Genomic DNA, 23903 nt, shown 5'->3' with positions numbered 1-23903 from the left:
ACGACTTCCTTCTTCGGTCGCGTCTGCGTCTGACGCATCTGCCATGACCGCTGACCCTGGGTCATACCTTGGAAGAGGAATCTGAATCGGCTTTCCAGGCAGAACTTGAAACAACCAAATCCAGTCACTGGCGCGGCAGCATGCAAACGCAAGGGATACGGGCTTGCCCTACAAATAGGGCGACGCCAGCCAGATCAGTTTGTTCCTGAGCGTCGCCAGCAAGCCCTGCTTGCGTATCGATTCAAAGGTCACCCGCTCGCCATGCGCAATTTCATTATCGATGGCGCCGTTAATCCACCCCGCCAGACGCCGATCGTACACCTCGATATCAATTTCGAAATTAAGTCGCAGGCTACGTGAGTCCCAATTGGACGAGCCGATCAGCGACCAACTGTCATCCACCGTCATCAACTTGGAGTGATCGAAATTGCCGGATCCTTTCCAGACCCGGCAGCCGGTCTCAATGATCTGATCGATCTGGGCCATCATGGCGTACTGAATCAGACGCAGGTTATTCCTGCCGGGGATCACAATATCCACTTGCACACCGCGTCTGGCAGCGGTGGTCAAGGCCCCGATCAGCACCTGGTCTGGCAAAAAATAGGGCGACTGGATCCGGATATGCTGTTGCGCAACGGCGCAGGCGGCCAGCAAGACCTTGTGCGTGCTTTCGATTTCACGATCGGGACCGGAAGGAACGCAGCGCGCGGCCATATTAGCGGGCATAAAAGCAGGCTCGGCGGCAATCCAGTCACCCAGCTTCAGTTGCTCGCCGGTAGAAAACAGCCAATCATGACAAAAAACGACCAGCAACTGCGCGACAATTGGGCCTCGCATCTGAAAATGAATATCGCGTGCCGTATTGTCATGTGCAATTTCCGTCAGAAACTCTTCACGGATATTCATCCCGCCGGCAAACCCCTGGGCGCCGTCCACAACCAGAATTTTGCGGTGACAGCGCATGTTGGCGTATGGCATGCGCCACGTAACGGCATTGGTTTCGAAAAGTTCCACCGTCACGCCCTGCTCTCTTAGCCGATGCACAATGGTCGGATGGGAATAGCGCACGCCAATGGAATCGATCAGCACCCGGACGCGAACACCACGCAGGAACGCGGCAATCAGACTGTCGGCAAAACGATGGCCGACAATATCATTATCGAAAATATAGGTTTGCAGCAATACCGAGTCGACCGAAGCGTCTATGGCGGCAAGCATGGCTGGATAGGTCTGGTCTCCACCATTGAGCGGGACAATTTCATTGCCTCCGCACAGAGGGAAACGGGTCACCGTGTCGCTGGCTTTTTTCAGTGACAGACACTGGACGGCGGCATGCTGGGCCAGATCACTGACCGTGACACTGGTATGATCGGCTCCCTCTTTGAGCAGCCTGTCCCGGTGGGATTTGATCCGAGTTTGCCGAATGCGGTTGATACCAACGACAAAGTACAGAACCGGCCCCAGAAACGGGGAAAACAGCACAACACCGACCCACGCAATTGCGGCGCGAACATCACGCTTGGTCAGCGCAATATGAACCGCTGCCGCAACGCTCAAAACCACACTTGCTGCGAAAATCAGATGGGTTTGATATTCAACCAGAAATTTCCACAGAGAAGCCATCACAAAGACACCCGCTTACCTTCATAACCACTAAAAAGACAACATAATAGTGTGTTGCGCCAGTTTTTTCTTGTGCGCCGAATATATACTTGCTATACTCTTACGCTTACTCGGATGGTGACTGTAGCTCAGTTGGTAGAGTCCCGGATTGTGATTCCGGTTGTCGTGGGTTCGAGCCCCATCAGTCACCCCAAGTTTTCTAATAAAAACAGAAGCTTATCACAGCACCCATGTAACCGCACTCGTTACATGAGAAAAAAAAAACAATCAATCAATTCTGATCCAAGACCCGCGCAACAGACCACGCGCGCATGATCGCGCCTGCCTTAAATATTTTCTGACTCTCGCTACCTCTATATAAGAGAGGCGGCTGTTTACGACAGCACGATTTAAGCGCACCATTTCACTGCATGCCGCAGGCTTCTGTCCATTAACAAACGATGGACCTACCCCACCTTCCCCACCCGCAACAGCCGGTCCAGCATCAACGCCTACTCATCGCGCGAGCGACGATTCAATTTCCACACCGACACGGCCGCGGCAATAAAAAAAGACACCAACAGCCCCGCGAATGCAGCCACCACAAAATTGCCAAGCAATATCCAGAATATAACGGTCAACAACAGCCCGACCGACAGCGGCCTGGCTCCCAGAGCAGACACTATATTTCCCAGTTTTGACAATACACCTTTCACTTTTCTTTCCTGATTCTTGCGCTTTGTTGCGCACACGACTAACATGATTCTAGGATATACCCTAATGCGGGTTATTTTTGTTTCGCTGTAGCTGAAAATGCCTTAACTTTACGTTAACGTCAATTAAAGAATTTGCCTTCCGATTTTCGTTTCCTGTGATTCCGCTGCAACTCCGGGGTCACATCGGCAGGCAGACATGATGAGTTGCAGCAAAAAATCGGCTGCCATTCATCAGGACGATATAGCATCGCCCCGAAAGGCGGTGAACATTCCAGGCCGTTGTTCATACCGTTCACAAGACGACTATGACAATGCAAGGAAATCATGCGCTTATATGCAAATGGACCATATCGGAGACAAAAGTATGAATGCCCCACTACCAAAAGTGGCACAGGATGCCCTGAAGAATACCACCATTGACGACAAATATAGCCTCGAAAGGGGCCGTGTCTATATGAGTGGCACCCAGGCGCTGGTGCGTCTGCCTATGCTGCAGAAAGACCGGGACCGGCGCGCCGGACTGGACACCGGCGGATTCATCTCCGGATACCGCGGTTCGCCCCTGGGCAATCTGGATTTGAGTCTGTGGAAGGCAAAAAAATACCTCGCCGAACATGAGATCTCTTTCCAGCCCGGTGTCAACGAAGAACTTGGCGCCACCGCAGCGTGGGGTTCACAGCAGGTCAATCTGTTTCCCGGCGCAACCAAACAGGGCGTATTTGCCATGTGGTATGGCAAGGGACCGGGCCTGGACCGCTCCATGGATGTATTCAAACACGCCAACTCGGCCGGCTCCAGCCAGTTTGGTGGCGTACTGCTACTGGCAGGCGATGATCATGCCGCCAAATCGTCCACGGTAGCCTATCAGTCCGAACATAATCTGCAGTCGGCCGGCATTCCCGTTCTATACCCCAGCAATGTGCAGGAATATCTGGACTTCGGCGTGCACGGCTGGGCCATGAGCCGTTATTCAGGCCTATGGGTCGCGATGAAATGCGTCACCGATGTGATCGAATCGAGCTCGTCAGTCGAACTGGATCCGGATCGCGTCCAGACCATTACGCCGCCGGATTTTGACATGCCCGAGGGCGGCTTGTCCATTCGCTGGCCCGATCCACCGCTGGACCAGGAAGCCCGGCTGAACAATTACAAATTCTACGCGGCGCTGGCCTATGTGCGCGCCAACAAGCTGGACAAGATCATTTTTGATTCGCCCAAGGCCCGGTTCGGCATCATGACTGCCGGCAAGGCCTATCTGGACGTGCGTCAGGCGCTGACCGACCTGGGCCTGGACGAAGCGACCTGTACGGACATTGGGATTCGGCTATACAAAGTGGGTTGCGTCTGGCCGCTTGAAGCGCAAGGCGCCCGACACTTTGCCGAAGGCCTTGATGAAATTCTGGTGGTTGAAGAAAAACGCCAGATCATGGAATACGCCCTGAAGGAAGAGCTGTATAACTGGCGCGACGACGTTCGTCCCGATGTCTACGGTAAATTCGATGCGCGCGACGATGGCGGCGGCGAATGGTCTGTTCCCCGCGGCAACTGGTTGCTGCCGGCCAATTACGAACTGTCTCCTGCCATTATCGCCAAGGCCATTGCCAAGCGTCTGGAAAAACACGCCCTTCCCGATGAGGTGCGCGCCCGCATTCAGGCCCGCATTGCGGTCATTCATGCCAAAGAACAGGATGCCAAACGGCCGGTCGTCGTGCAGGATCGCAAACCCTGGTTCTGTTCCGGCTGTCCCCACAATACGTCGACTCGCGTGCCCGAAGGCTCGCGGGCAGTAGCCGGCATCGGCTGCCACTATATGACCATCTGGATGGATCGCAACACCGATACCTTTACCCAGATGGGCGGCGAAGGCGTACCCTGGATCGGCCAGAAAGACTTTACGACCACCAAGCATATTTTTGCCAATCTGGGTGATGGCACTTATTTCCATTCAGGCATTCTGGCGATCCGTGCATCCATCGCAGCCAAAGTCAACATCACCTACAAAATTCTATTCAACGATGCAGTTGCCATGACAGGCGGGCAGCCTGTGGATGGCACACTGACGGTGCCGCAAATCAATGCTCAGTTGCACGCCGAAGGCGCGACCCGCATCGTGATCGTCAGCGATGAACCGGAAAAATACAAAGGAGTCAGCCTGATTGGCAACCCCGACGTATTCCATCGCGATTCGCTCGATGATGTACAACTGGAACTGCGTGATACGCAAGGCACGACTATTCTGATCTACGATCAAACCTGCGCGACCGAGAAACGCCGGCGTCGCAAACGCAATGCCTATCCAGATCCCGACCGACGCGTCTTTATCAACGAAGCGGTCTGCGAGGGTTGTGGCGACTGCGGGGTAAAATCGAACTGTCTTTCTGTCGAACCGGTAGACACCCCGATGGGCAGCAAGCGCCGCATTAACCAATCTTCCTGCAACAAGGATTATTCTTGCCTGAACGGTTTTTGCCCCAGCTTTGTGACCGCCGAGGGCGCCAAAGTGCGCAAGCCCCAGACGGCCACGCTGTCCTTTGAAAAAATAGAAGCGGATATCCCGGTGCCTGCAGCGCCTGTGATCGAACGTTCCTATAACATTCTGGTGCCTGGCGTAGGTGGCACCGGGGTCGTCACCATCGGGGCCCTACTGGGCATGGCCGCTCACCTGGAAGAAAAAGGCGTCAACGTACTGGACATTACCGGACTGGCACAGAAAGGCGGCGCTGTCGTCAGTCATGTGCAGATCGGCAACCAGCCGGCAGACCTGCACTCGACCCGCATCGGCATGGGCGAAGCCGATCTGATTATTGGCTGCGACGCCATTGTGGCTGCCTCCCGCGAAATCACATCCAAAACTCGCAAGGGCATAACGGTAGCAGCCATTAACAGCGCCAAGGTGCCCACTGCGGAAATTTTCCAGAATCCGAAATGGCAGTTCCCTTCGGCCATTACAGAACAAGACATGCAGGATTTGCTGGGCAAGGAAAAATGTGATTTCCTGGATGCCAATGGCTATGCGGTCGCGTTGCTGGGCGATGCGATTTTCGCCAACCCGCTGATGATGGGTTATGCCTGGCAAAAAGGATGGATTCCCCTGCGCCACGAAAGCCTGGAGCGCGCCATCGAACTCAATGGCGTTGCCGTCGACAAAAATCTGGCCGCTTTCGAATGGGGTCGCTATCTGGCACATCATGGCCTGCAGTCAGTACCGCTTGGCAACAGTAAGCGCACGGCGCGCCACGAAAACCTGATCAGCATGCCGGAAAGCACAGACACACTGATCAAGCGCCTTGAACAACACTTGGTGAAATACCAGAACGAGCGGTACGCACAACGCTTTACACAGGCAGTCGCGCGCATCCGCGAGACCGAAAAAGAACGCGGTTTCAGCGGCCATATCCTGACCGAGGCAGTGGCCCGCAACCTGGCCAAGCTGATGAGCTACAAGGATGAATATGAGGTGGCTCGCCTGTACACGGATCCAGCCTATTTAGATAAACTGCGCGAGCAGTTTGAAGGAGAACCGGGCCGCGACTACGCACTACATGTTCATCTGGCGCCGCCAGCATTCAGTAAAAAAGATAAAAAAGGCCATCTGATCAAAAAGAAATACGGCCCTTGGGTGATGAAAGCCTTCGCTGTCCTGGCACACCTGAAACCGTTGCGTGGCACTGCGTTTGATCCCTTCGGCCGCACCGAAGAACGACGGGCCGAGCGTGCCCTGGTCGAGGAGTATTTCGCTTTGCTGGATGAAATTGTTCAGAGTTTGAATGACAGCAACTATGACACGGCCGTCGAGCTGGCCCGCCTGCCCGACGATATCCGTGGCTATGGTCATATCAAAGAGGCCAATATGCAAAAGGCAGCCGCACGGCGGGCGCAGCTGCTTGAAACCTATCGCCGCACAGCGTTAAGCAAGGCCGCATGATGACATTGGCAGCGGCGCCCCGTTGCGCCGCTGCCGATCGCCTTCAGTCGGACCCGCCTGATCGGCGCGATCTCGCGTCCCATCATCGGCTTTTACACAACACGCGTATGGCACGCACACGGCCAGCGTTGCAGGCTCTTTCCTATCCAGGGCCTGCATTGCTGGCGCCAGCGCTGCCAGCCTGCATACCGATTCGAAACTTTGGTGCACACCGCTTTATCGTCAGAAGTTACAAAGCCGACATGGTTCCTCACTATAATAGACGGTTTGACAACCTATTTCGGAGCCATTATGAAAACCAAGCCCGTTCTCGTCCAGGAAGACGTACAGAAAATCATCGATGCAGCCACCGCCCACGCCAGTAAAAACAACTGGGCCGTGACCATCGCCGTGACTGACGATGGCGGCCATCTGCTGGCCCTGAAACGCCTGGATGGCGCCGCGCCCGTTTCCGCCCATATTGCACCGGCCAAAGCCCATGCAGCAGCGCTGGGTCGCCGTGAAACCAAAGGCTACGAAGAGATGATCAACAATGGTCGCTACGCATTTCTGTCGGCGCCAGCCATTTCAGGCATGCTCGAAGGCGGCGTGCCTGTTGTGATTGATGGCCAGACCATTGGCGCTGTCGGTGTATCCGGCGTACAGGCCAGCCAGGACGCTGAAACGGCCATAGCCGGTATCGCTGCGATTACAGGCTGATCCATCAGCCCATGCATCACCAGGGGTCGCCGTGCCGACACACGGCACCTGCCTGGTGGCCCCTAAGGCTTCGTGCTTTCGCCTATGGTACCCTGCCCTTAAATATGGCAGGAAAACATGAAAAACGCGCCAAATGCACACAATGCAGTTGGTGATTTGTAAAAATGCGCCAAAATAAATCAGGGCAATCACCTAGATAGTGCATTTTTCGCTGCACCGCACACAATATAGCGGTATTATATTTACCCCTCGCATAACAATCATTGTGCACCCCGTCGTTTTTCACCCTGCCGCCCTACGCGTTGGGTATGCCCGGCGCGCATACGTTTGCCTGTAACCCTTAATCTGCTCATTACATTCAATTCATATGACATATATTGATACGACGCTGGCCCGACTGGCCAAATCCAGCCCATCGCAATCGGAGTTCTATCAGGCTGTCCTGGAAGTACTCGAATCACTTTCTCCGCTGTTCGAAAAAGAAAAACACTATCTGGATCAGAACATCATAGAACGAATCGTTGAGCCTGAGCGTCAGATCATGTTTAGGGTTACCTGGGTAGACGACAAAGGTAAAATCAACGTCAACAAGGGCTACAGGGTCGAGTTCAACTCCGCCATCGGTCCATACAAAGGCGGTTTGCGTTTTCATCCCAGCGTCTCGGCCAGCATTATCAAATTTCTTGGCTTTGAGCAAACGTTCAAGAACTCGCTCACCGGCCTGGCTATCGGCGGCGGCAAAGGCGGCAGCGATTTCGATCCCAAAGGCAAGTCAGACAATGAAATCATGAGTTTCTGCCAGGCCTTTATGTCTGAACTCTACCGCCATATCGGTCCTACCATCGACGTACCTGCCGGCGACATTGGCGTAGGCGGCCGCGAAATCGGCTATCTTTTCGGCCAGTACAAACGCCTGACAGGTCGCTACGAAGGCGTACTGACCGGCAAGCGCATTCCATGGGGCGGTTCTCTGGTACGCACCGAAGCCACCGGGTATGGCGCAGTCTACTTTGCCCAGAATATGCTGCAAAATGCGGGCGACCATCTGGACGGCAAGATCTGCGCCGTCTCGGGCGCCGGCAACGTGGCCATCTACACAATCGAAAAACTGTATCAGCTCGGCGCAACGCCAGTGACCTGCAGCGATTCGCGCGGCATGATTTATCACAAATCCGGTATTAATCTGGAAACGCTCAAGCAGCTCAAGGAAAAGCAGCAGGCCCCGCTGCAGAACTATCTCCAAACGCACCCCGATGCGGTATATAAGCCCGTGGCCGACTATGCGCCTGGCCGCAACGAAGTATGGTCTGTTCCCTGCGATCTGGCCTTCCCCAGCGCAACACAGAACGAACTGAACCAGGCCGACGCACTGGCCTTGCTCGCCAATGGTTGCAAACTGGTCGCAGAAGGCGCCAACATGCCTTCCACACCAGAAGCCGTAGAGGAATTTCTCAAGGCCCGCATCCACTACGCGCCCGGCAAAGCAGCCAACGCCGGTGGCGTTGCTACCAGTCAGCTGGAAATGGCGCAGAACGCGTCCATGATCCAGTGGAGTTTTGACGAGGTTGATCTGCGCCTGAAAAACATCATGAAAAATATTTTCACCAGCGCATGGGAAACGGCTGACGAGTTCAACCAGCCAGGTAACCTGGTGCTGGGCGCCAATATTGCAGGCTTTCGCAAGGTCGCCGATGCCATGATCGACCAGGGCGCGGTCTGATCCACGATCACCACCAACCGATTGGGGCGCCTGCCACTATCGGTTAGCCTGAGCCAGAATAAAAAAACACCCGGTCATTTCTGATCGGGTGTTTTTTATTGCCTGGCAGATACGCTGGCAGCGAAGCATCGAGTGCCTGCACCGCAGCGACCTGCCGTACCAGCGTATTGCTTCTGACGAAACAATACGCTTTGCTGGTATGGCTTACTCTGCCGGTTTTTCAGTCGGCTCGCCGCCTTCGGCCGGCGCATTTTCCTGTGCACCTTCCAGACCGCCCAATGCCTTGGCTGACAGGCGCAGACGACCACGATCATCGGCTTCAATAACCTTGACCTTGACTTTCTGCCCTACCGTGAGCACATCATTGATGTTGGCGATGCGGTAGTTGGCGATTTCGGAAATATGCAACAGCCCATCACGACCAGGCAGAATCTGCACGATACCGCCAAAGTCCAGCAGACGCAGCACGGTGCCCTCGTAGACCTGACCTACTTCAACCACCGCAGTCAGTTCGGCGATACGACGCTCTGCTTCCTTGGCTTTGTCCAGGTCGGCGCTGGAGATGGTAACCACCCCTTCGTCGCTGATATCGATATGGCAACCAGTCTCTTCTGTCAGCGCACGGATTGTGGCGCCGCCCTTGCCGATCACATCACGGATTTTTTCCGGATTGATTTTCATGGACAACATGCGTGGCGCAAAGGTAGACAGCTCTTCACGAGAGCCGGTCAGCGCTTCAGTCATTTTACCCAGGATATGCATACGGCCATCGCGGGCCTGAGCCAGTGCGACCTGCATGATTTCCTTGGTGATGCCCTGGATCTTGATATCCATTTGCAAAGCAGTGATACCGTTTTTGGTGCCGGCCACTTTGAAATCCATATCGCCCAGGTGATCCTCGTCGCCCAGAATATCGGTCAGTACGGCGAATTTGCCGCCGTCCTTGATCAGGCCCATGGCGACACCGGCAACGTGATCCTTCACAGGTACGCCAGCGTCCATCATGGCCAGTGAGCCACCGCAAACAGAAGCCATGGATGAAGAACCGTTGGATTCTGTAATTTCAGACACAACACGAATCGTGTACTGGAAATCTTCGTGAGCAGGCAGCGTTGAAATCAGCGCACGCTTGGCAAGGCGACCATGGCCGATTTCACGGCGTTTTGGTGCGCCGAAACGACCCGTCTCGCCCGTTGCAAACGGAGGCATATTGTAGTGAAGCATGAAACGGTCACGGTATTCACCCATCACCGAGTCAATGATCTGCTCATCCTGCTTGGTGCCCAGCGTAGCGATAACCAGCGCCTGCGTTTCACCACGAGTGAACAGTGCACTGCCATGAGCACGCGGCAGCACGCCCAGACGGATAGAGATAGGACGTACCGTACGGGTGTCACGACCGTCAATGCGGGGTTCACCAGCCAGGATCTGGCCACGCACAATTTTGGATTCCAGATCGAAAATAATATTTTCGATGGCCACGCTATCAGGCGCATCCTGGCCTGCTTGCGCGGCCTGTTCAGCCAGCGTTTGCTTGACTGCAGCAGTCACTTCACGCAGTTTGGTTGTCCGTTCCTGTTTTTCGCGGATTTCATAGGCGCTTTTCAAGCCCGATTCGGCAGCGGCAGTCACCGCAGCGATCAGCGCTTCGTTTTTGGCTTCTGGCTGCCAGTCCCACTCAGGTTTGCCGGCTTCGGCCACCAGATCATGAATGGCATTGATGGCAGCTTGCATTTGCTCATGACCAAACACCACGCCGCCCAGCATCACTTCTTCGGACAACTGTTTGGCCTCGGATTCAACCATCAGCACGGCGTTTTCGGTACCGGCAACAACCAGATTCAAGTCGGAGTCTTGCAACTGATCCTGCGTAGGATTGAGCAGATACTGTCCGTTGATGTAACCAACACGAGCGGCGCCAATCGGACCATCAAAAGGAATGCCGGACACGGCCAGCGCAGCTGAACTGGCGATCAGAGCAGCAATATCGGGATCGACTTGAGGATCTACCGACAATACGTGAACAATGATCTGAACTTCGTTATAGAAGCCCTCGGGAAACAGCGGACGCAATGGGCGGTCAATAAGCCGGCAAGTCAGTGTTTCTTTTTCGGAAGGCTTGCCTTCGCGCTTGAAAAAACCACCGGGAATACGGCCGGCAGAATAGGTTTTTTCAACATAATCGACAGTAAGTGGGAAAAAATCCTGTCCGGGCTTGGCGTTTTTTGCTGCAACGACGGTGGCCAGCACAACGGTATCACCCATTGAAACCACAACGGCGCCTGAAGACTGACGGGCGATTTCGCCGGTTTCCAGTACAACAGTCTGATCGCCATACTGAAACGACTTGGTCACTTTGTTAAACATTTTTCAATCCTTACAATAAAGCCAGAGAGATCTGTCCGTTTTCAACCGCACACCACGATTCTGTGTACGCGTCCAAACCCCTTCCCGGCACAATAAAAAAAACCGTGCCAGGCGCCAGCCTGGCGCTCTGCACGGTTTTGTGTTGGGCGCAAACCCAATATCACTTACGCAGACCGAGTTTTTCGATGAGTGAGCGGTAAGCGTCAGGGTTACGACCTTTCAGGTAGTCGAGCAGTTTACGGCGACGGCTAACCATGCGCAACAAACCACGACGTGAGTGGTGGTCTTTCATGTGTTCTTTGAAATGACCGGTTAATTCGTTGATACGGGCGGTCAGCAAAGCAACCTGCACTTCGGGAGAACCTGTATCGCCCTGAGCGCGACCGTATTGAGCAACAATTTCGGATTTTTTGATATCAGCAACTGACATATTGAATAAGCCTCATGAACTGGCGGTAAAACCGAGGCGTTTTACCGTGAAGTATTAAAAATAAAATATCGGATAATTTCCCGACCGACCCACCATGGCATAAAACAGAAATAACCGAGGGATATATCTGCTGACACCGACTTTCGCGATTGCATTTGCTTTCGACGCAGGCCCTGGTCACTACCGCGTCAGAACGTTGCGACAAGCAAAGCAAATGACAGGCAACAACCCCAGCGACCTGACAGCCAAAGAACAACTGTCAAACAAACCATTGGTTTTTATGCACGATGATTGCGCCGTGGTGACCATCTGCTTCCGGAAAATACGACATACGCTATTTTCCCGTGATAGACGGCTGCGTGCCCCACATGCTCATTCTGGTCTGTCCCGTTGCGAATTTACACGCTACAATGGACACGCCAGACACCATGCAGGGCTGCTTTTGGCTTCAGTCAAGACCGACAATTATATCTGATTCAGCCCGAAAACGCACGCAAACCTTAGCCATACAGGTTCAAATATGCCTAATTTCCGTTGTTTTTCCCAACTTCCGGGCTTTTTTCCCAACACTGGCCAGCAGCACCGGCGCAAAAGTGCATTTTTACCGCAGCCGGCCGCGCCGCGTAAAATGCTGCGCACCGTGGGTCTGATCGGCATTTGCGCGACGCTGGGCGCTTGCGCCTCCTACCGGGATGTGCCGCCCAATTCGCCCAAATCTGTCGTCCTGGAAACCATGGGATCGCCCAATTTCACCTGCCCTACTGCCGACGGCGGCACCCGGGCCATCTGGACCCGGCAACCGAGCGGTCAATATGCTTACGGCACGCGCTTCAATAGCGCAGGTATTGCCGATCGGGTGGAATCCATTCTGACCGATGAGAATTTTCGCAAGCTGGACAAGGGGGTATGGACGCCACAGGACGTCACTTGCGAGTTCGGCCCGCCCGCCAGAGTGACCCGCGTGGGGCTGGGAGAAAAAAATGAAGTGGTCTGGGAATACCGTTACAAGCAGGCCAATGCCTGGAACTCATTGATGTATGTATATCTGGGTCGTGACGGCCAGCAGGTAACGCATCACCATCCCGGCCCGGATCCCGCCTACGATTATGAATTTGAAATCATGGGCTTTTAAGAACACGCCGGGTTCCGGCGCGTTCCTGGTCAGTCTTTTTTAAACCAGTCTTTGGGTTTGTCCTGGTCCTGTGAGTCGACAATATGCGGCTCACTGCGCGATGGCGATGGCGGCTGGCCAGCCTGATCCACCTTATGCGACGTCGAGGCGCCCTCGGGCTTGGATCCAGCAACCTCTGCCGCTTCTGCCTCCCTGCTCTCGCGGCGACTGTCGTGCAACTGCTGCGCACGACGCCAACGCCAATACCACACGATCCAACCGGACAGCCCATACACAATAAACAGCAGGAAAAGCACGATGGGGGGATCGGACGAGACGAAGGCAAAAACAAGTACCAGCACCAGCATGACGTTTTGCGGCGACAGCTTTTTCTCCAGCGCCAGAGACTTGCCGCTGAAAAACGGCGCATTTGAAATCATGCTGATGCCTGCGTATACCGTCAGCACAAAGGCCAGCCAAGCCAGCGATTCATAGTCTGGAATACGATTATCGACCGAAAGCCAGACAAAACCGGCCACCAGCGCCGCCGCAGCGGGGCTGGGCAACCCCTGGAAGAACCGGCTATCGACCACGCCGATATTGGTATTGAAGCGAGCCAGACGCAACGCCGCACCAGCCACATATATAAAGGCAGCGATCCAGCCCCAGCGTCCCAGCGCCTGCAATTGGTACTCATACATAACCAGCGCCGGCGCAATACCAAAAGAGACCATATCGGACATGGAATCATATTGCTCGCCGAAAGCCGACTGAGTATTGGTCAGCCGCGCCACGCGACCATCCATCGCGTCCAGCACCATCGCGACAAAAATAGCGATGGCTGCCACCTCGAAGTTCCCGCTCATGGCTTGCACCACGGCATAAAAGCCGGCGAACAGATTGGCCGTCGTAAATGCGTTGGGCAGCAAATAAATAGCGCTGCGCGGACGTGGCAGATTTTCGTTCATAAGGTATCGCTTTGATTGACCGATGCACCGGGTTCGGGCAGATCAGCCAGTGCAGTAGAAGTGGCCGACACTTTGTCGCCAATGGCTACCCTGGGGCGGGAAGCGGGTGGCAAGTACACGTCGACACGGGAACCGAAACGGATGAATCCATAACGCTCTCCGGCCTTTCGGCTATCACCAGGCTTGACGTAGCATAGAATGCGGCGGGCCACCAGGCCGGCAACCTGCACAACAGTGACCTGCTCGCCTGAATCGAGCGCAATATGCACCGCGTTCCTTTCGTTTTCGACCGATGCCTTGTCCAGCGCAGCATTGACAAACGAGCCAGGATAATACTGAACCTGGGTTACCCGTCCGCTGACCGGAAAGCGATTGGAATGCACATTGAAGACATTCATGAAAACGCTGATTTTCAGGGCCTGCTGCTGGGTGTACGGGTCGGTGGTTTTGTCTACCGACACAATCCGGCCGTCGGCCGGTGAGAGCACCACGCGCTCGCCATCAGGCGCCTGGCGTTGCGGATCACGAAAAAACTGAATCACAAAAATGGCCAGCAGCCAGAAGATCAGCCCTGCAGCAATAGACCACCATGACACCAACAGCGCCAGAATAAGGGAGCCGGCGATAAAGGGCCAGCCCTCTCGGGCCAGAACAGGATGCGGGTAGGAGGGTTTATACATGCAATTGGAAACCGGCTGATTAAAACATCATTTTAGTCGCAAACACCTGCATCAGAGAATGGCGATACACCAAATGTGTAATTTTTGTATTACACCCAGCGTTTTCACGCTGGTCGGCGCGATAATGTACGCTGCTTTATCTAGGAGCGCTGTTTTATCAGACACGCCCAATCAGCCAGGTGCAATAAGCCCCCACTCTCAGCTTGCCCTTAAGACAGCGCAACCTTTGCCGCTTCGCCATCACAGGGGTACCAGCGCTACCTCCCATCAGTGTGCAAGCGCAACACAAATGTGATAGTTTCCCTTTCTGCAGGAGTATTGTTTCGCATCCGCAAAATGATATTTTCACCCACCCCATACTTGCGCCAGCCGGTAAACCGCACCGGTTTTGCACATCGGCAAAATCGCTTTGGTGCATTGCAACGCCACCATAATGCAATATGTATCGATATGTATATTATGTTTTAAAATACGTTAAAATCTATTAAAAATACAGTTGCAGTTTTAGTCCAAAAGACAGTTCGTCAAAAATTAGGGTAAAACCTGAACCCTAAGCATGAGCATTTCGTTCATACTAGCAACACCGTTATAAAGGAGTTTTCCATGAAGTTATCAAGTCTCGTGCTTGCTGCACTTATTTCTTCAATTGGTTTGTCTGCCCACGCCGAAGGCCGTCTGGACAAAATCAAAAGTACAAAAACAATTTCTCTGGGTCATCGTGACTCCTCTATACCCTTTTCCTACCTGGACGGTGGTAAGCCAGTTGGATACTCCAAGGAAATTTGCGACGGCATCGTCAAAGCGCTGGAAAAACAGCTGGGCACAGAACTCACTGTCAAACAGGTGCCTGTGACCTCGGCCAGCCGGATTCCCCTGATCATGAACGGTACGATCGACCTGGCTTGCGGCTCGGCAACCAATAATGCGGAACGCCAGAAACAGGTTAGTTTTGCGCCGACCACATTTGTGACCGCTACCCGCTTCGTCTCGGCCAAGGCTGACAATATCAAGGATGTCGCCGGCTTCAAAGGCCAGACAGTGACATCCACTGCCGGCACCAGCAACATCAAATGGCTCGCCGCTACCAATGCCAAGGAAAACCTGGGCATGAACATTATTCCTTCGAAAGACCATGCAGGCGCCTTCCTGACAGTTCAGGCCGGTCGTGCCAAAGCATTCTTCATGGATGACGTGTTGCTGGCCAGCCTGGTTGCCAACTCAGAAGATCCTGACAAATGGGTCGTCAGCGACAAGGCACTCACAATCGAGCCTTACGCGATGATCGAACCCAAAGATGATCCCGAGTTCAAGAAAGCAGTGGACGACGCAGTGATCGCCATGATCAAAAGCGGCGAAATCGAAAAGCTCTACAAAAAATGGTTTGAAAGCCCCATTCCTCCGAAAAATATCAATATGAATCTGCCTATGTCAGAAGCCCTGAAAAAAGCGCTTGCTAATCCTACAGATTCTCCAGACCCGGCCACTTACCAATAAACCGGTCTCTGTCCGACGGCACAAAACACAGCGGAAGCGGGTTTTGTGCCGTTTTTTGTTTTCTATAAATAGCGTTTCAAATTATGTCAATCTCCACATTATTTTGTGACCCGGCCAATATCGATAACGCGTCCCTGTTTTGCCAGATGTCTCCCAGCGGCAATAGCTATCTGGAGGCATTCATCTCTGCTGTCGGATGGACACTGCAGTTGTCTGCAATCGCGTGGGTGCTCGCATTTGTCATGGGTGTCGCGGTAGGTGTCGGGCTGACCAGCCAGAACCGGCTGGTGTCCAGAATTTGCTCGGGCTATGTCGAGCTGTTCAGAAATATCCCGCTGCTGGTGCAACTGTTCCTTTGGTATTACGTCGTCCCACAAGTACTGCCCGAATCCATGGGCAAGGCAATCATCAGCATGCAGTACCCATACTCGGTCTTCTGGCCGGCGGTATTGTGTCTGGGCCTGTTTACCTCATCACGGATAGCCATTCAATTATCATCGGGCATTCGCTCTTTGCCACGCGGACAGTCCATGGCCGCAACTGCGCTTGGCCTGAAGCGTTATCAGATGTACAAATATGTGCTGCTGCCCATGGCCATGCGCATTATTACGCCGCCACTGACCTCTGAAATGCTGAACCTGCTGAAAAACTCTTCGGTCGCCTATACTATCGGCCTACTGGAGATTACCGGCGCTGCCGCGTCCATGCAGGAATCCACATTCCAGACGTTCCCTTCATACCTGGCGGCAACCGCTTTGTATGTCATCATCAACTTATTGATTCTGGTAATCATGTCAGCCGTTGAACGTTTCTTCAGTGTTCCTGGCTTTATTTCAGGAAAAGGGTAGGAGCACATGATGAATTTTCAAGATTTACTTCTCTCTGCGTCATCGGTCAGCATTGCCGCCTTTGACTGGGGCGTTATTCAGCAGGCAGCGCCCGCATTGCTAAAGCAAGGCCTGATTTTTACGCTGAAGCTGACGCTTTATTCCACCGTTCTGGCGCTAATCTGGGGCACTGTGCTGGCGTTGATGCGCCTGTCGTCCATCAAGATTTTCCGCTGGTTCGCCGGCTCCTACGTCAACATAATGCGTTCGCTGCCACTGATCCTGATCCTGTTCTGGTTCTTTTTCCTGGTGCCGTATATCCTGGGTTGGATCGATTTCATGTGGGCAACCTATATAGACGGTAACGAATCGGCCAGGCTGGTCTCGCGGCCGCTGAACGGGTTTACCTGCGCACTGATTACCTTCGCGCTATTTGAAGCCGCTTATTTCTGCGAAATCATGCGCGCCGGCATTCAGTCGATTCCCCGCGGACAGGTGGGTGCAGGCTATGCGCTCGGACTGCGTTATTTTCAGGTAATGCGACTGATCGTGCTGCCGCAGGCTTTCCGCAATATGCTGCCTGTGATTTTCACGCAAATGATTGTTCTTTTCCAGGATACGTCTCTGGTGACCGTACTGTCACTGAATGACCTGCTGGGTATGGCCCGCATCAACGCCGACATTACCGGTCGCCCAGTTGAGCTGTACATATTCGCAGCGGCTATCTATTTTGTCATCTCTTTAGTTTGCTCTCGTCTGGTCAAAGTGATCGATCGGCGTTTGACGATTATTCGATAAGGTATTTCTCCATGGCTATGATTGAATTTAAAAACGTTAGTAAATGGTATGGAAAATTCCAGGTTCTGACCGATTGCACAACCGAAATCAACAAAGGTGAAGTTGTGGTGGTTTGCGGTCCGTCGGGCTCAGGCAAATCCACACTGATCAAAACCGCCAACGGCCTGGAACCCTTCCAGAAAGGCGAGATTTTCTTCAACGGTGTCTCGGTAGGCAGCCCAAAGACGGACCTGCCTAAACTGCGCTCCAAAATCGGCATGGTGTTTCAGCACTTCGAACTGTTCCCGCACCTTTCCGTCATGGAAAACCTGGCACTGGCTCAGATCAAGGTTCTGGATCGCTCCAAGGACGAGGCCATGGAGCGCGGCCGCAAGCTGCTTGACCGTGTCGGGCTCATTGAGCACAAGGACAAGTACCCAGGCCAGCTCTCCGGCGGGCAGCAACAGCGTGTGGCCATTGCGCGCGCGCTGGCCATGGACCCCATGGCCATGCTGTTTGATGAACCCACATCGGCACTTGACCCTGAAATGGTCAACGAAGTGCTCGATGTCATGGTGGATCTGGCCAAAGAAGGCATGACCATGATGGTAGTTACCCACGAAATGGGCTTTGCCCGCAAAGTGGCTGACCGCGTGGTTTTCATGGACGCAGGCCTGATTGTTGAAGATTGCGACAAGGAAGAGTTCTTCGGCAACCAGGAAGCGCGCTCAGACCGGGCCAAGCATTTCCTGTCGAAAATCCTGGGGCATTAAACCGCAGTTTTTCCATTAAAAAAGGCTGGGCAACCTAGATTGCCCAGCCTTTTTTATTTACCGCTACATGCGTTCAGCAATGCCGGCGTTCTCACGCCGTCCGCCTACGCACGAGCCGAACACGTATTACACGCGTTCAATGATGACGGCAGCGCCCTGGCCGACACCAATACACATGGTGCACAAGGCGTACCTGCCGCCGGTACGCTGCAATTGATACATGGCAGTCGTTATCAGACGTGCACCTGACGCACCCAGGGGGTGACCCAGGGCAATCGCACCACCATTCGGGTTCACATGCGCAGCATCATCAGGCAGACCCAAATCACGTGTCACTGCCAGCGCCTGTGCGGCAAAGGCTTCGTTCAATTCAACGACATCCATCTGTTCGATGGTCAGGCCGGTTTTTTCCAGCACTTTGCGCACGGCCGGAATGGGGCCCACGCCCATGATGCGTGGCGCGACGCCGGCCACGGCCATCCCCACTACGCGCGCCTTGGGCGTAAGGCCATATTTCTTGACGGCCTCATCAGAGGCCAGCAGCACGGCGCAGGAGCCATCATTCACACCGGACGCATTGCCCGCTGTCACGCTGCCATCGGGGCGCACGACGCCCTTGAGCTTGGCAAGCGCCTCCGGCGTCGTTGCACGCGGGTGCTCGTCCGTATCAACAACCACGGGATCACCCTTGCGCTGAGGGACGCTCACAGGAATAATCTCTTCCTTGAACACGCCATCGGCAATGGATTTTGCAGCGCGCTGCTGGCTGCGCAATGCAAATGCATCCTGATCGGCACGGGAGATCTTGAAGTCGTCGGCGACATTTTCAGCAGTCTCTGGCATGGAATCCACACCAAACGCTGCTTTCATTTTCGGGTTGATAAAGCGCCAGCCGATCGTGGTATCTTCAATTTTGGCAGCCCGGGAATAAGCGGATTCGGCCTTGCCCATGACAAACGGCGCACGTGACATACTTTCTACACCGCCGGCGATCATCAGATCGACTTCGCCCGATTTGATGGCGCGCGCAGCCGTACCCACGGCATCCAGGCTGGATGCGCAAAGACGATTCAATGTCGCGCCCGGAACCTGTACATCAATACCCGCCAGCAGCAGCGCCATGCGGGCTACGTTACGATTGTCTTCGCCGGCCTGGTTGGCGCAGCCATAGATCACATCATCCAGTTTGCTCCAGTCTACGTTCGGATTGCGTTCCATCAATGCCTTGATCGGCAGTGCAGCCAGGTCATCGGTACGCACGGTGGACAGACCGCCACCATAGCGGCCGATCGGCGTACGGACAGCATCACAAATATAAGCGTTATTCATACATTTCCTCTGTGTTATTTCATTCTGATCTTAATGGCTATCGGAGTCTCAGGCGAAAATCAGTTTCGCCCCGGTGAGCGACTGCAGTTCTTCATCGGTGATATCGACGAGTTTTTCCACCACCGTCATACCTGCCGGCGTGACTTCCAGCACGGCGATATCGGTGTAGACACGACTGACTACGCCCAGACCCGTGACCGGGAGCGTGCACTTTTCCAGAATCTTGGGTGAGCCGTCTTTGGCATTGTGCTCCATCAGGATATACACTTTACGGGCACCCACAGCCAGATCCATGGCCCCGCCTACTGCCGGTGGCTCGCCAGGACGGCCCAGCGACCAGTTGGCCAGATCGCCGTCGGCAGATACCTGCATTCCGCCCATGATGCACAAGTCCAGATGTCCGCCGCGCATAATGGCAAATGAATCCACGTGGTGAAAGAATGCACCGCCGGTCAGCAATGTGACCGGCTTTTTGCCGGCATTGATCAGTTCGCCGTCAATGTCGTCTCCTGTCGCGGCAGGGCCCATGCCCAAAATGCCGTTTTCACTGTGCAGCAGAATCTCGTCTTCTGGCTTCAGATAGTTGGCGACCAGCTCGGGCATGCCGATGCCGATATTGACATAACTGCCGGGGGCGATATCTTTGGCCAGGCGTTCGGCCATTTGGTTTCTGTTCAATTTATTCATCATATGACCTGCTTAACTGGAGATGGCCGGATTGGCTACTTCGACAATCCGATTCACAAAAATACCTGGGGTGATAATCGTTTCCGGATCAAGCTGGCCCAGTTCGACTTTCTGCTTCACCTGAACGATGGTGGTTTTTGCCGCCATGCACATGACCGGCCCGAAGTTGCGGGCAGCCTTGCGATAGATCAGATTTCCCCAGCGGTCGCCCTTCTCGGCCAGAACCAGTGCAAAGTCGCCGTGTATCGGCTTTTCGAACACATAGTCAACGCCATCGATATTGCGCGTTTCCTTGCCCTTGGCCAGGTCCGTACCATAGCTGGTTCTCGTATAGAACCCGCCAATGCCGGCGCCGGCAGCGTGCAGTCGTTCCGCGATCGTGCCCTGCGGAACACACTCGAGCTCTATTTTCCCTTCTTTGTACATCTCGTTAAAGACGTAGGAATGCGAAGCCTTGGGAAATGAGCAGATCATTTTACGTACGCGACCTGCCTTGATCAGCGCTGCCAGCCCCGTATCATGATTGCCCGCATTGTTGTTGACGACGGTCAGCTCTTTTGCGCCCTGGTCGATCAGGGCATGGATCAGCTCCGTCGGGTGGCCCGCGCCACCAAACCCACCGATAAGCACAGTGGCGCCATCAAAGACATCGGCAACCGCAACCTGTATATCGTCTATAAATTTATTGATCATCTGTTATACCTGTATTCTCTTTTGTCTGAATCTGTATGTGTGCCATTACTGGTGCAAGTCATTATTTCATATTTCGCTTGTGCTATTTACCCAAGCGCACGCCACAAGACTTTTCCCGAGGACGTTTTGGGTAGCGCGTCGGTGAAGACGACAATCCGTGGCGCCTTGTACGAGGCCATTTTCTGGCGGCACCAATCCAGGATGTCCTGCTCTGTGACACTGCCGCGACTACCGTCGCGCAACACAACCCAGGCCTTGACGGTCTCACCGCGTTTTTCGTCAGTCACGCCAACAACGCAGGCTTCAAGAATCGCCGGATGGGCATACATCATGGACTCCACTTCGGCTGGCCAGACCTTGAAACCCGAGGCATTGATCATGCGCTTGAGCCGGTCCACCATAAAGTAGTATCCATCTTCGTCCATGCGCGCCAGATCTCCGGTGCGCAAAAAACGCTTGTTGTCAATGGTAATGAAAACCTCGGCCGTAGCCTGTTCATTGTTCCAGTAGCCCTGCATGACCTGAGGCCCATGCACGACAATTTCACCGACCTCACCTTGCGGCACCTCCTGCAAAGTGACCGGATCAATAATACGCGAATCCACATCAAAAATCGGAATCCCCAGGCATTGTCTTTTGGGATGCCGCTCCGGGTTGATGTGCGACGGCGCCATGACTTCGGACATGCCGTAGCCTTCGATGTAGGTCAGACCAAACTCGCGTTGCAATTTTTCTGCCACCGCTTCGGGCATGGCCGCCCCTCCCCCGCTGATCCGGGCAATACTGGACAGATCATAGGTCGAAAGATCGGGCATGGCCAGCAGATCAACCACCATGGCGGCGATCAGCGCCAGCCGACCGACGCGATGGCGCTCGATGCATTGGGCCGCCACCACTCGATCCCAGCGCGTCATAATGACAATGGTCGCACCCAGATAAATGGCGCTGTTCATGACCCCTTCCATGCCGGTGACATGGAAAAACGGCAACACGCCCAGAAAAACCGCGTCCTGGTTTCCCCCGTCGTACCATACCGCTGCGGACACGGTGTTATACATGGTGGAACGATGGGTATGGATGCAGCCTTTGGGATGGCCAGTGGTGCCGGACGTATACGGCATGACAGCCATATCTGCCGGCACGGCCGATGAGGGCAACGGGACGCGACCACTAGCCAGTGCGTCGCGCCAAAGCACGACGCCGTCGCCGGCCAGGGCTTGCGCAGGCTCGGCTACAACATCCGGTACGTTCTGATCCGATCCTGCCGCAGGCAGATAATCGTGATACGCCGCCACCAGCTTGCTGGCCGGCGCCGCAGCGCCAAGCACGGCAACCTGCTCGTGCAGTTCTTGTCCATAAATGATTACAGTGGCGCCGGTATCACGAATGTAATGCTGCAACTCGTCAGCCCGGTTCATCGGGTTGACTGGCACCACCACTGCATCGGCCCGCAAAATGGCATAGTAAGCAAGGACGAATTGCGGACTGTTTTGCATATACAGCAACACCCGGTCGCCCTTGCGCACGCCGCAATCGTGCTGCAGGAACCCTGCAAGGGCCTGCACCTGCGCCAGCACCTGGCCATAACTGTAGCTGGCGCCGTAATACACCAGACACGGCTTGTGCCGATAGCGCAGGGCCGATATCTCCAGATTGGCGTGCAGCGCCGTTTCCGGTACGCTTAGCGAGTGGCTGCGCCCACGCGGCCAGACGGCGGAATAATCGGGACGGTTCATGCCACTTCGAACAGCCCTGCTGCGCCCTGGCCGCCACCGATACACATCGTAACCACCACGTATTTAACCCCCCTGCGCTTGCCCTCGATCAGGGCGTGGCCGACCATGCGGGCGCCAGACACGCCATACGGATGGCCCACAGCAATCGCCCCCCCGTTAACATTGAGGCGATCGTCCGGGATACCCAGTTTGTCACGGCAATACAGCACCTGGCAGGCGAAGGCTTCATTCAATTCCCACAAGCCGATATCGTCGACCTTCAAGCCGGCGCGCTCGAGCAAACGAGGCACCGCAAAAACCGGGCCGATGCCCATTTCATCGGGCTCACAACCTGCGACGGCAAATCCGCGGAAAATGCCCATCGGGCTCAGACCGCGCTGGCGCGCCACTTCGGCATCCATCAGCACGCAGGCCGATGATCCGTCTGAAAACTGGCTGGCATTGCCCGCCGAGATAACACCTTTGGGAAACACCGGGCGGATTTTAGACACGCCTTCAAGCGTGGTATCGGGACGGATACCTTCATCTGCAGCAATCGTTACTTCACGGCGGGCAATGCCGCCAGTTGCCTTGTCAAAGACGCTCATGACCGTTGTCATAGGCACGATTTCATCATTGAACAGGCCTTCGGCCTGGGCCCTGGCAGCACGCTGCTGGCTGCGCGCGCCATATTCGTCCTGTGCCTGACGCGAAATACCATAGCGCTTGGCCACGGTTTCCGCTGTCTGCAGCATGCTCCAGTAAAGTTCTGGTTTGTGCTGACGCAACCAGGGGTCCTGGCGCATGAGGGTGTTGGCATCATTTTGCACGCAGGAAATACTTTCAACGCCACCGGCCACCAGCACCGGAACCTGGTCGACAATAATGCGCTGCGCCGCCATGGCAATGGCCTGCAGCCCCGATGAGCAAAACCGGTTGACGGTCACCCCGCCTGCGCTAACCGGCAGGCCGGCCCGCAAGGCAATAGCCCGGGCGATATTGCCACCGGTTGTGCCTTCAGGCAAGGCTGAACCAATAATGACATCTTCCACTTCAGCTGGATCGATACCGGCACGCGCGACTGCGTGCGACACTGAATGCGCACCCAGCGTTGCGCCATAGGTCATATTGAATGCACCCTTCCAGGACTTTGCCAGTCCGGTACGGGCGGTTGAAACAATTACCGCTTCTCTCATGTCTCTTCTCCAGGCCGGGCGCATGACATTGGGCTGCATAGCGACAACATCACGGCCAACCAACGCAAACTTCAATTGTATCGGAACAGAAAAAACTCAATCCTGCTGACACTGGCAGACACCAAATGCTCAGTTTCCTGGCATACCCCTTTAGTGCCTGCCGCGTGCCCGTAGATACGGGAGGCCGGCGATGG

Annotated in this window: 19 protein-coding genes and 1 tRNA gene; 9 read left to right on the top strand and 11 right to left on the bottom strand. The window is 54.7% G+C overall.

The window, feature by feature from the left end:
* Positions 1-168 precede the first annotated feature (168 nt).
* Positions 169-1623, bottom strand: a complete 1455-nt coding sequence (locus EV681_RS17345) for a phospholipase D-like domain-containing protein (protein WP_128394881.1) — start codon at positions 1621-1623, stop codon at positions 169-171.
* 117 nt (positions 1624-1740) lie between these two features.
* On the opposite strand from EV681_RS17345, the gene EV681_RS17340 reads away from it, so the two are divergent.
* Positions 1741-1816: transfer RNA gene (locus EV681_RS17340), tRNA-His, on the top strand.
* 298 nt (positions 1817-2114) lie between these two features.
* On the opposite strand, the gene EV681_RS22565 is transcribed toward EV681_RS17340, so the two are convergent.
* Positions 2115-2285: a hypothetical protein gene (locus tag EV681_RS22565; protein ID WP_165393101.1), complete on the bottom strand. Its 171-nt coding sequence runs from the start codon at positions 2283-2285 to the stop codon at positions 2115-2117.
* Between the two features lie 397 nt (positions 2286-2682).
* On the opposite strand from EV681_RS22565, the gene EV681_RS17335 reads away from it, so the two are divergent.
* The 3 genes from EV681_RS17335 to gdhA all read left to right on the top strand — a co-directional run bounded on the left by EV681_RS17335 (position 2683) and on the right by gdhA (position 8662).
* Positions 2683-6243 carry an indolepyruvate ferredoxin oxidoreductase family protein gene (locus EV681_RS17335; protein WP_130304727.1) on the top strand — a complete coding sequence of 1187 codons (3561 nt, stop codon included), beginning with the start codon at positions 2683-2685 and terminating at the stop codon, positions 6241-6243.
* 291 nt (positions 6244-6534) lie between these two features.
* Positions 6535-6942, top strand: a complete 408-nt coding sequence (locus EV681_RS17330) for a heme-binding protein (protein ID WP_128394883.1) — start codon at positions 6535-6537, stop codon at positions 6940-6942.
* 367 nt (positions 6943-7309) lie between these two features.
* Entirely contained in the window at positions 7310-8662 is a 1353-nt protein-coding gene (gene gdhA / locus EV681_RS17325; RefSeq protein WP_128394884.1) for an NADP-specific glutamate dehydrogenase, read from the top strand.
* A gap of 204 nt (positions 8663-8866) precedes the next feature.
* On the opposite strand, the gene pnp is transcribed toward gdhA, so the two are convergent.
* Positions 8867-11029: a polyribonucleotide nucleotidyltransferase gene (pnp, locus tag EV681_RS17320; protein ID WP_128394885.1), complete on the bottom strand. Its 2163-nt coding sequence runs from the start codon at positions 11027-11029 to the stop codon at positions 8867-8869.
* A gap of 160 nt (positions 11030-11189) precedes the next feature.
* Complete coding sequence (gene rpsO, locus EV681_RS17315) at positions 11190-11459, bottom strand: 30S ribosomal protein S15 (protein WP_014751468.1); 270 nt, start codon at positions 11457-11459, stop codon at positions 11190-11192.
* Positions 11460-11979: 520 nt separating this feature from the next.
* Here rpsO and EV681_RS17310 point away from each other — a divergent pair.
* Positions 11980-12591 carry a hypothetical protein gene (locus EV681_RS17310; protein ID WP_128394886.1) on the top strand — a complete coding sequence of 204 codons (612 nt, stop codon included), beginning with the start codon at positions 11980-11982 and terminating at the stop codon, positions 12589-12591.
* 29 nt (positions 12592-12620) lie between these two features.
* Here EV681_RS17310 and pssA read toward each other — a convergent pair whose 3' ends face one another.
* Both pssA and EV681_RS17300 read right to left on the bottom strand, forming a co-directional pair.
* The gene (gene pssA / locus EV681_RS17305) at positions 12621-13538 is read right to left on the bottom strand and encodes a CDP-diacylglycerol--serine O-phosphatidyltransferase (protein WP_130304726.1); all 918 of its coding nucleotides are present in this window, start codon (positions 13536-13538) and stop codon (positions 12621-12623) included.
* Complete coding sequence (locus EV681_RS17300) at positions 13535-14218, bottom strand: phosphatidylserine decarboxylase (RefSeq protein WP_128394888.1); 684 nt, start codon at positions 14216-14218, stop codon at positions 13535-13537. Before EV681_RS17300 ends, pssA begins: the two co-directional genes overlap by 4 nt.
* 603 nt (positions 14219-14821) lie before the next feature.
* Here EV681_RS17300 and EV681_RS17295 point away from each other — a divergent pair.
* From EV681_RS17295 to EV681_RS17280, 4 genes are all read left to right on the top strand, one after another.
* Complete coding sequence (locus EV681_RS17295; protein WP_128394889.1) at positions 14822-15712, top strand: amino acid ABC transporter substrate-binding protein; 891 nt, start codon at positions 14822-14824, stop codon at positions 15710-15712.
* An 83-nt stretch (positions 15713-15795) separates the two neighbouring features.
* Positions 15796-16560: an amino acid ABC transporter permease gene (locus EV681_RS17290; RefSeq protein WP_128394890.1), complete on the top strand. Its 765-nt coding sequence runs from the start codon at positions 15796-15798 to the stop codon at positions 16558-16560.
* 9 nt (positions 16561-16569) lie between these two features.
* Complete coding sequence (locus EV681_RS17285; protein WP_128395114.1) at positions 16570-17337, top strand: amino acid ABC transporter permease; 768 nt, start codon at positions 16570-16572, stop codon at positions 17335-17337.
* A gap of 17 nt (positions 17338-17354) precedes the next feature.
* Positions 17355-18089, top strand: coding sequence for an amino acid ABC transporter ATP-binding protein (locus EV681_RS17280; RefSeq protein WP_128395115.1), 735 nt, complete (start codon positions 17355-17357; stop codon positions 18087-18089).
* 126 nt (positions 18090-18215) lie between these two features.
* On the opposite strand, the gene pcaF is transcribed toward EV681_RS17280, so the two are convergent.
* From pcaF to EV681_RS17255, 5 genes are all read right to left on the bottom strand, one after another.
* Positions 18216-19418, bottom strand: a complete 1203-nt coding sequence (gene pcaF / locus EV681_RS17275) for a 3-oxoadipyl-CoA thiolase (RefSeq protein ID WP_128394891.1) — start codon at positions 19416-19418, stop codon at positions 18216-18218.
* 48 nt (positions 19419-19466) lie between these two features.
* Complete coding sequence (locus tag EV681_RS17270) at positions 19467-20105, bottom strand: 3-oxoacid CoA-transferase subunit B (RefSeq protein ID WP_128395116.1); 639 nt, start codon at positions 20103-20105, stop codon at positions 19467-19469.
* A 12-nt stretch (positions 20106-20117) separates the two neighbouring features.
* Complete coding sequence (locus EV681_RS17265) at positions 20118-20798, bottom strand: 3-oxoacid CoA-transferase subunit A (RefSeq protein ID WP_128394892.1); 681 nt, start codon at positions 20796-20798, stop codon at positions 20118-20120.
* Between the two features lie 86 nt (positions 20799-20884).
* On the bottom strand, positions 20885-22534 hold the full coding sequence (locus tag EV681_RS17260; protein ID WP_130304725.1) for a long-chain fatty acid--CoA ligase: 1650 nt from the start codon (positions 22532-22534) through the stop codon (positions 20885-20887).
* Positions 22531-23709, bottom strand: a complete 1179-nt coding sequence (locus tag EV681_RS17255) for an acetyl-CoA C-acyltransferase (RefSeq protein ID WP_128394894.1) — start codon at positions 23707-23709, stop codon at positions 22531-22533. The genes EV681_RS17260 and EV681_RS17255 overlap by 4 nt, the downstream gene beginning before the upstream one ends.
* Between the last annotated feature and the right edge of the window lie 194 nt (positions 23710-23903).

The sequence above is a fragment of the Advenella incenata genome (genome assembly GCF_004217095.1).
In the GTDB taxonomy this organism is placed as follows: Bacteria; Pseudomonadota; Gammaproteobacteria; order Burkholderiales; family Burkholderiaceae_B; genus Advenella; species Advenella incenata.
Note: the sequence above shows the minus strand (reverse complement) of the source record. Positions and strands in the feature narration are given on the sequence as shown.